Annotated in this window: 8 protein-coding genes; 3 read left to right on the top strand and 5 right to left on the bottom strand. The window is 70.7% G+C overall.

What is annotated here, in order from left to right:
* Nucleotides 1–76: 76 nt before the first annotated feature.
* A complete protein-coding gene (locus SSOG_RS38365; RefSeq protein ID WP_009719695.1) occupies nucleotides 77–910 on the bottom strand; it encodes an NAD(P)H-binding protein in 834 nt (277 codons plus the stop codon).
* 96 nt (nucleotides 911–1,006) lie between these two features.
* On the opposite strand from SSOG_RS38365, the gene SSOG_RS38360 reads away from it, so the two are divergent.
* Entirely contained in the window at nucleotides 1,007–1,960 is a 954-nt protein-coding gene (locus tag SSOG_RS38360; RefSeq protein WP_009719694.1) for an AraC family transcriptional regulator, read from the top strand.
* A 132-nt stretch (nucleotides 1,961–2,092) separates the two neighbouring features.
* Here SSOG_RS38360 and SSOG_RS38355 read toward each other — a convergent pair whose 3' ends face one another.
* The 3 genes from SSOG_RS38355 to SSOG_RS38345 form a co-directional block, all read right to left on the bottom strand.
* Nucleotides 2,093–2,785, bottom strand: coding sequence for a M24 family metallopeptidase (locus SSOG_RS38355; RefSeq protein WP_039942419.1), 693 nt, complete (start codon nucleotides 2,783–2,785; stop codon nucleotides 2,093–2,095).
* Nucleotides 2,775–3,068 carry a hypothetical protein gene (locus SSOG_RS55160; RefSeq protein WP_208867408.1) on the bottom strand — a complete coding sequence of 98 codons (294 nt, stop codon included), beginning with the start codon at nucleotides 3,066–3,068 and terminating at the stop codon, nucleotides 2,775–2,777. Before SSOG_RS55160 ends, SSOG_RS38355 begins: the two co-directional genes overlap by 11 nt.
* Before the next feature lie 773 nt (nucleotides 3,069–3,841).
* Nucleotides 3,842–4,402, bottom strand: coding sequence for a TetR/AcrR family transcriptional regulator (locus SSOG_RS38345; protein ID WP_009719691.1), 561 nt, complete (start codon nucleotides 4,400–4,402; stop codon nucleotides 3,842–3,844).
* Between the two features lie 284 nt (nucleotides 4,403–4,686).
* Between SSOG_RS38345 and SSOG_RS38340 the strand changes: the two genes are divergently transcribed.
* Entirely contained in the window at nucleotides 4,687–6,657 is a 1,971-nt protein-coding gene (locus SSOG_RS38340) for an APC family permease (RefSeq protein ID WP_009719690.1), read from the top strand.
* Between the two features lie 12 nt (nucleotides 6,658–6,669).
* On the opposite strand, the gene SSOG_RS38335 is transcribed toward SSOG_RS38340, so the two are convergent.
* Entirely contained in the window at nucleotides 6,670–7,713 is a 1,044-nt protein-coding gene (locus SSOG_RS38335; RefSeq protein WP_063631614.1) for a LacI family DNA-binding transcriptional regulator, read from the bottom strand.
* 149 nt (nucleotides 7,714–7,862) lie between these two features.
* Between SSOG_RS38335 and SSOG_RS38330 the strand changes: the two genes are divergently transcribed.
* Nucleotides 7,863–9,038, top strand: a complete 1,176-nt coding sequence (locus SSOG_RS38330) for a Gfo/Idh/MocA family protein (protein ID WP_009719688.1) — start codon at nucleotides 7,863–7,865, stop codon at nucleotides 9,036–9,038.
* Nucleotides 9,039–9,043 lie beyond the last annotated feature (5 nt).

Below are 9,043 nucleotides of genomic sequence, written 5' to 3'. Positions count from 1 at the left end.
TCTCGGGGGTCGGTCTGCACGGGTCCTTCCGGAAACTGCCCGACTGAGGTCTCTCCCTAGTTGCCGATCATCGCCCTCAGGCCCCCGCCGCCGCGGCCCGCACCACGTAGTCCTCGAAGGTCCGGGGCGCCCGTCCCAGCAGGGTGGCGAGGTCGTCCGTCGTCGCGGCGATCAGTCCGCGTTCCATCATCACGAACATCTCGGCGACGTGGTGGGCGTCGTCCTCGCTCAAGCCCTCCCCGACCAGCGTCGCGGCGTACTCGGCGGGCGAGATCCGCCGGTACGTGAGGGCCCGCCCGGACGCCCGGGAGATCAGCTCGACGGCCTCGCCGAAGGTGATCGCACGCGGTCCGGTCAGTTCGTAGATCCGTCCGGCGTGCCGACCGGGCTCGGTCAGCACCGCGGCCGCGGCGTCGGCGACGTCCTCCACGTCGATGAACGGCTCGGGAACCGCACCGGCCGGAAGCGCCAGTTCCCCGGCGACCAGCGGGGCGTGGAAGACGTCCTCGTCGAAGTTCTGGGCGAAGTTCGACGGCCGCAGGACGGTCCACTCCAGCGCCGAGCCGCGTACGGCATCCTCGGCCGACCGCATGTCCAGCCCGAACGTGGAGTCGCCCCAGGTGTCCGCGCCGTGCCCGGAGAGCAGGACCAGCCGCCGCACTCCGGCGGCCTCGGCCCGGGCCACGAACTCGTGCACCGGGCCCGGCACCTGCGGGGCCACCACGTAGACGGCGGCCACATCCCGCAGGGCCGCGTCCCAGCCGCCGGGGTCGGACCAGTCGAACCGGGTCCGGCTCGATCGGGAGGCGGCGCGCACCGGCGTGCCGCGCAGCCGCAACCGGGCGGCGACCCGCCGCCCCGTCTTGCCGGTTGCGCCGAGGACGAGAGTGGTGTCGTTGCTGTTGCTCATGACGTCGATTGAACACGGCCGACTCGGACGATCCCATGGGCAAGAAGCCGGATCGCCTGTGTATTCGTCTCAACGTATGCGTCTAGACTCGCTGAGGTGGACGCGTTCAGTGATCTGATCCGGGGGGTACGAGCCCACGGCTCGTTGTTCGGCAGCTCGACCCTGACCCCGCCCTGGGCCCTCCACTTCGTGGACGGCGCGCCGCTGACCCTGTGCACCGTCCTCACCGGGGCGGGCTGGATCGTGCCGGAGGGGCGTCCGCCCGAGCTGCTTCGCGCCCGCGAGACGATCGTCGTACGCGGCCCCGCGACGTTCACCTTCGTCGACGAGCTCCACACCCCGGCCGAACCGCTCGCATGCGGCGAGCACTGCGCGACGCCCGAACAGGGCGGGACCCGGCACCGGCTCGGCTGGAACGACTGCGGCGAGGACGACGCCGGTGACGGCCGCGGTGCGACGACCCTGATCGTCGGCGCCTATCCGGTGCGCGGCGAGATCAGCCGCCGACTGCTGGACGCGCTGCCCGTCGTACTGCGCGTAGGCGCCGGGGGCACGGCCGACGCCGTGCTGGACCACGTCGCCGCCGAGGTCGCCGTCGACACGCCGGGCCAACAGGTCGTCCTCGACCGGCTGCTGGACTGGATGCTGGTCTGCACGCTGCGGGAGTGGTTCGACCGGCCCGGCGGCGAGCCCCCGGCCTGGTGGGCCGCCCAGCGGGACCCGGTGGTCGGCGACGCGCTGCGCCTGCTGCACGCCGAACCGGCGGCACCCTGGACGGTCGCCGCGCTGGCCGACCGCACCGGGGTGTCGCGTTCGACGCTGGCCAAGCGGTTCGCCGACCTGGTCGGCGAACCGCCGCTGACCTACCTCACCCGCTGGCGCATGACGCTCGCGGCCGACCTCCTGGTCGAGCAGGAGGCCGCGACCATCGCGGACATCGCCCGCACCGTGGGGTACGCCGACCCGTTCGGGTTCAGCGCGGCGTTCAAGCGGGTACGAGGCGCCAACCCGAGCGAGTTCCGGCGCACCGCGACCGGCTCGAACGCCTGAATCCACCCGCCTCAGGCGCGGTAGTCGTCGAAACCGGCGCTGGTGCTCGATGACCGCTGCGGAAACCGCGCCAAGGTCCGGCTCCATCAGGCCCGCTCCCGCGGGCGGGGCGGAGGGGCGTAGAGAGGTGGATCAGCTCAGGGTGAGCAGTTGCTCGTAGAAGCCGCCGAATCCCCGTTCCCGGTCGACGAGATGGATCTCCTGGATCCAGTGGCAGTGGCGCCCGGACTTGTCGGTGCGGCGCAGCGGGGTGTCGTTGGCGGGGGTGATGTACGACTCCGTGTCCGCGCCGTCGATCGTCTCATGCGGGAACTCGCCGACCAGGTGTCCGGCGTGCCAGCCGCCCAGCTCCCATCCGGCCTCGGTGGCCAGCCGCTCGACCTCGGCGTGCAGCCGCTTCCCGGTGATGTCCGGGTCGCTCTCGAAGTAACGCTTGCCCGCCGCGAAGACCTCGGCCAGATCGTCCCGCAGGCGCTGCTTGACCGGGTCGTCGCCGAGGACGAAGGTCCGCCCGAAGTCGGCCTCGTACTCCTCGAAGATCGGCCCGAAGTCGGCGAACACGATGTCGTCCGCGCCGATCACGCGGTCCGGCGGGTTCTCCCGGTACGGCATCAGCGTGTTCGGCCCCGAGCGCACGATTCGCTTGTGCCAGTGGCGGGTCGTACCGAACATCTCGTTGGCCAGATCCCGGATCCGGTCGCTGACCGCCCGCTCGCCCTCGCCGGGCGCGAGGAGCCCACGCTCCTCGACCTCCGCGAAGAGCCGTTCCGCCTTCGCCTGGGCTTCCAGCAACCGCGCCGCGCGCGTGTGTTCGTCATCCGCCATGGTGGCGAACGTACGGTTGCCCATCAGGCCGCGGCAAATCGGATGAGGCCGTGAGGGAGCCCCGACGTGCGATGCGGCCATACGCGAGGAACGCGACGGTGGCGACCAGCAGATACGCGGGGACGAGCAGCACCGCGTCCGGTGTCGTCTGGTCCACGGACACACCCGCATCGCGCTCGTTGCCTTCCAGCACGGCCCGGTTGATGGTCAGAAAGGTGAGGTGTGCGCCTATCGTGGCCCACAGCGGAGCCCCGGCCACGGCCGTCCTGGCGGCGACGAGCATCAGGCCGAACACGGTCAGAAGGACGAGATAGTCGACCGGATGCTGGCCCGGAAGGCGCCGGCCCGATCGGCGGAGGCTCCTCGCCGACCAGCCGCGCCACCCCGGCCTCCACCACCGTCGAGACACCGGGCACCAACAGGAAGACTGCCGTGGTGCCCAGCGCCGAGCCCATCGCCCCGAACCGCTCGCGCAGTGACGTCCAGGCGTAGCCGCGCAGCGTGGTCTCCTCGGGCAGCGCTTCGAGCAGGAACGCGACCAGTGCGTTGGAGACGACGAAGCCGACGAGGGCCGCGGGATCGGGTCGCGCCCACTCCAGCATCCCGGCGGCCGTGCCCGCGCCCAGCACGAGCGCCGCCGCGGCGGCCGTCACGCCGACGCCGATGAGGAAGGCACGCAGACGCGAGCCCGCGTTTCCGAAACCGAGTGAACCGGGGCGTGCCACGCGAAGGATCAGGGGTACGGCCACAGCGCTGACGAGCGCTGCGGGGACCAGCCGAGCCGACAAGCCGCCGACCCCGCAGGCGTCGGCGAGGGCCGGGCCGAGCCCGGTGCCGACACCAAGCGCCACGGCCATCACGAGGCCACCGCCCAGGGCCCGGGCCACGGCCCCGCCACGGTCGGACACGGATACTCGGTGGCGAAGTGCGGACATGGTTCTCCCGGCTCTCGGCTCGCGGCTGGGCGTCTCAGGCGCTCTCCAGCCTCACCTGCCGCCACGTCATGACCGTCGTCCTAGGGGAGGAAACGCATGTACATCCTTTGACGGAACGCGCTCACCGGTCCGCGTCCGGTCGGCGAAGGCCGTCGAGGATAACGTTCATCAGGGGCCGTGCCGTCGACTCCCACTCACCCCGCTCCAGCCGGCCGAGGTAGGCGATGAGCAGCAGGGCCCCGTGGGCGTCCACGTCCGTGCGGAGGGAACCGGCCGCTTTCCCGGCGTCCAGCAGCTGAGCGAGGGCGCCTTCGATGGGGTTGTGGCTGTGGGCGACGAGATCCTGCCAGGCCACCGGCTCCAGCGCCGCCAGGACGCCGCGCTTGATCTCGGCGTAGTCGATCACCCGGTCCAGCCAGTGGCGCAGGGCTTCCACGGGCTCGTGCTCCGCCAGCAGGGCGGAGGCGGCGCTCACGAGTTCTTCGACGTCGCGCCGGTAGACCTCGGCCAGGAGCGCTTCGCGGTTGGGGAAGTTCCGGTAGAGCGTTCCCTGCCCCACCCCGGCGCGCTTGGCGATCTCGTTGAGGTGGACGTGGCGGGACTCGGCGAGGGCTGCGCGGGCGGCCTCCACGATGCGGGTCCGGTTCTGCACCGCATCCGTACGGCGTGCTGGCGCGCTCATGAGCCTCTCCTGATGTTCTTCACGTACTCCCGGGTGACCGTACCCGAACCGACCTCCCGCCCAAACGCACATACGACCCATGCCGCCTGATCACCCAGCTTGTGCAAGCCAACAGGCCATCAATCCCTCGCACTTGCGAAAGCTGACGGCGCTCGGCACCTGTGACCCGCCGAGGACGTTCCGTAACGCAACCCCCCTGACCCCCATATGCCGGACAGCGGCGCTTACGCTGGCCGGACCGCTCTTTGAGCGGCTTGTTCCTTGTGATGTGACAGGAGTGCACGATGGCAACCTCCACCGATGTGGAGACCCCTCCGGAGAACCCTTCCGGTGGTCGCCTGCGGTCCTGGATGCTGGAGGGCCTGGCCGATATGGCCAAGCGCCAGCCGGGCCCACACGCCCAGCCCTCCGAGGGACACCAGGGAAAGCGCTGGTGGCGGGTGATGTGCCTGACCGGCGTGGACTACTTCTCCACGCTCGGCTACCAGCCCGGTATCGCCGCCCTGGCCGCCGGGCTGCTCTCCCCGATCGCCACGCTCGTCCTGGTGGCCGTGACCCTGGCCGGGGCGCTGCCGGTGTACCGGCGGGTGGCCAAGGAGAGCCCGCACGGCGAGGGGTCGATCGCGATGCTGGAGCGGCTGCTGTCGTTCTGGCAGGGCAAGCTCTTCGTGCTGACGCTGCTGGGCTTCGCCGCGACGGACTTCCTGATCACGATCACCCTCTCCGCGGCCGACGCCTCCACCCACCTGGTGGAGAACCCGCACTTCACCAGCCTCCTCCACGGCCATGAGGTTGCCATCACCATGGGTCTGGTGGCCCTGCTCGGCGCCGTCTTCCTCAAGGGGTTCACCGAGGCCATCGGCGTGGCGGTGGCCCTGGTGGGTGCGTATCTCGCGCTCAACGCGGTCGTGGTGATCGTCGGGCTGTGGCATGTGGCCACCGCCGCCCACGTCGTCACCGACTGGTCGCAGGCGCTGACCGCCCAGCACAGCAACCCCCTGGTCATGGTCGGGCTGGCGTTGGTGGTCTTCCCCAAGCTCGCCCTCGGCCTGTCCGGGTTCGAGACCGGCGTGGCGGTCATGCCCCACGTCCAGGGCGACCCCGGCGACACCGAGGCGCGGCCCACCGGCCGGATCCGGGACACCCGGAAGCTGCTCACCACCGCCGCGGTGATCATGAGCGGCTTCCTGATCTGCACCAGCTTCATCACCACCCTGCTCATACCGCAGGACGCGTTCAAGGCGGGCGGCCCGGCCAACGGACGCGCCCTGGCCTACCTCGCCCACCAGTACCTGGGCTCGGTGTTCGGCACCGTCTACGACGCCGCCACCATCGGCATCCTGTGGTTCGCGGGCGCCTCCGCGCTGGCCGGACTGCTCAACCTCATGCCGCGCTATCTGCCCCGGTACGGCATGGCACCGCACTGGGCCCGCGCGGTCCGCCCCATGGTGCTCGTCTTCACCCTGATCGCCTTCCTGGTCACCTGGATCTTCGGCGCCGACGTGGACGCCCAGGGCGGCGCCTACGCCACCGGAGTGCTGGTCCTGATGACCTCCGCCGCCGTCGCCGTCACCATCGCCGCCCGCCGCGCCCGGCAGCGGGGCTGGACCATCGCCTTCGGGACCATCTCCGTGGTCTTCGTCTACACCACGGCCGTCAACGTCGTGGAACGCCCCGACGGTGTGAAGATCGGCGCGTGTTTCATCGCGGGCATTATCGCGGTGTCCCTGCTGTCCCGGCTCGCCCGCGCCTTCGAGCTGCGGGTCACCGACATGGAGCTGGACGACCTGGCCGAGCGCTTCGTCCGGGACACCGCCACCCGCCGGATACGGTTCATCGCCAACGAGCCCGACAACCGCGACCCGGCCGAGTACCGCGACAAGACCCAGCAGATACGCGCCGACAACGACATCCCGGCGGAAGAGGACCTCGTCTTCGTCGAGGTCACCGTCCGCGACCCCTCCGACTTCGAATCCGCGGTACGGGTACGGGGCGAGGTGCTGCACGGCCGCTACCGCGTCCTGACCCTCGACGGCTCCAGCATCCCCAACTCACTGGCCGCCCTGCTGCTGCACGTACGCGACGAGACCGGGTGCAGGCCGCACATCTACTTCGAGTGGACCGAAGGCAGCCCCTTCGCCCAGTTCCTGCGGTTCTTCCTGTTCGGCCAGGGCGAGGTCGCCCCCGTGACCCGCGAAGTCCTCCGCGAAGCCGAACCCGACCGCGCCCGCCGCCCTCACGTCCACGTCGGCTGACGCGCTCCGTCCCTACTCGGCGTTCTTCGGTGTCTTCGTCGTATTGCGCACGACGAGTTGAGGCGGCAGGGCGACGCTCCGCGGTTCCGTCTCCGGCAGCTCGATCCGCTCGACCGCTGCCTGGACCGCGAGTTCGGCCATCGCGGGAATGTCCTGACGGACGGACGTGAGGTCGATCCCGGGCAGCCTGAGGAACCGGGAGTCGTCGTATCCGATCACCGAGAGGTCCTCGGGGATGCGCAGACCGGCCCTGACCGCGACGTCCAGCAGGCCGATGACCGCCTGGTCGTTGGCCGTGATGACCGCGGTCGGCAGCCCCTCGGCGAGGAGTTGGCGCGCCGCCGTCGCCCCGGCTTCGTCGGTGTAGCCACCGGCCACCACGCGGATCTCGTGGGCCAGGCCGTGGTCGGTCATCGCCTCGCGGTATCCGGCGCGACGGTCCCGCGCTCCCGGGTTGGTGCCGCCGTCGATGTGGGCGATGGCGCGGTGGCCCAGGTGGACGAGATGGTCCACGGCCTGCCGCGTGCCGAGCGCGTCGTCGTTGCGGACCACGTCGACCCGCCCCGGAGTGACCCCGCGCCCGACCTCCACCAGGGGTACTTCGTCGGCGATGGATTCAAGGCGGTCGCCGTCGGGCTCAGGCCCCAGCACGATCAGCCCCTCGCAGCGGTACGTCAGCAGCTCTTCCACCACGCGGGCCTGGTTCCGATGGGGGGTGACCGCGCCGAGGAGCAGGTGGTAGCCGTATTTCTCCACGGCCGGGTAGGTGTGCTCGACGAACTCGACCTCGAAGGGACGGCGCAGGTCGAAGAGGATTCCGAGGTTGCGGGTGCGGTTGCTGCGCAGCCCCCGGGCGAGCGAGTCCCGCCGGTAGCCGAGTGCGGCGGCACCTTCCAGGACCCGCTGTCTGGTCGCCTCGGACGCGCCCTCGGCGCCGCGGAACACGATGGACACCAGGGCGCGGGAGACCCCGACATGCCTGGCCACGTCGGCCATCGTCGGCTTGCGCTCCCGGCCGCCCGGGGCGTTGCCGCGCGTTCGGTCCTGCCCGGCCATCGGACGAACTCCCTTCCGCTCACCCCTTGACGCCCGGGGGAACGCTCCTCAGACTACCAAAACTAGATCGAGCTAGTAGCTCGATCTAGTAGATCGATCCAGACCGGTGGACCACCGGTCTCACTGCCTTTGCAACGTGGAGAGTTCACATGAGTCAGGACATCGGCGTCGCCGTCATCGGAGCGGGAATGGCAGGCCGGGCCCATGCTCACGGCTACCGGTCCGCGGGCACGGTCTTCTCGGCCGGGCTGCCTCCCGTACGGCTGGTCTCCATCGCGGATCTGAACGGGGACCTGGCGCGCGACACCGCCGCCCGTTACGGCTTCGAGCGCGCCGACACCAGTTGGGAAGCGGTCGTGAAGGCCGACGACATCGATGTGGTCAGCGTCGTCGTCGCCAACGACCTGCACCGGGAGATCGTCCGGGAGCTCGCGGCGGCGGGCAAGCACGTGCTGTGCGAGAAGCCCCTGGCCCCCTCCCCCGAGGACGCCCGCGCGATGATCACCGACACCGAGAAGGCGGGCATCGTGGCCCGGGTGGGTTTCACCTTCCGCCGGGCCCCGGGCATCGGCGCGGTGCGGGAGCAGCTGCGGTCCGGCCGCTTGGGCCGCCCGTTGCACGTGAGCGCGCAGTACTGGACGGACTACGGCAGCGACCCGCAGGCCCCGATGAGCTGGCGTTACCGCGGCGGTCCTGGCTCGGGTGCGCTGGCCGACCTCGGCAGCCACCTCACCGACGTCGCCGAGTTCCTGCTCGGACCGGTGGAGACCGTCCACGGTGCGGCGCTCTCGACCACGATCACCGAGCGGCCACTGCCGCTGGGTCATGTGGTCGGACACGCACACGTCGAGGTCAGCGACGAGCGCGAACCGGTCGGGAACGATGACTGGGCCAGCTACTGCGCCCGCTTCGCCAGCGGCGCCACCGGTGATCTGAGCGTCTCCCGTATCGCCTTCGGACACCCCAACACCCTCAAGTTCGAGGTGTTCTGCGAGAACGGCGCGCTCTCCTACGACCAGAGCCGGCCGGGCGAGTTCGCGATCGCCACCGGCGATCTGCCCGGTGGGGTCAACGGCTTCCGGCGGGTGATCGTCGGTGTCGAGCATCCGTACATCGCCGGTGGGATGGCCATGGACGCCAATGGCATCGGGGTCGGCCACAACGACAGCTTCGTGTACCAGGCGCGCGCGTTCCTCGACGAGGTCGCCGGGCTGGAGGAGATCCCCCGCTGCGCCGCCTTCGCCGAAGGGCTGCACAACCTCGACGTTCTGGAGGCCGTGACCCGCTCCGCCACCCGGAACACCACGTCGGCAGTGGCCGCCTGATCTCC

Source organism: Streptomyces himastatinicus ATCC 53653, from assembly GCF_000158915.1.
Taxonomy (GTDB): domain Bacteria; phylum Actinomycetota; class Actinomycetes; order Streptomycetales; family Streptomycetaceae; genus Streptomyces; species Streptomyces himastatinicus.
The sequence above is the reverse complement of the archived record's forward strand: the minus strand, read 5'-3'. Positions and strand labels throughout refer to the sequence as shown.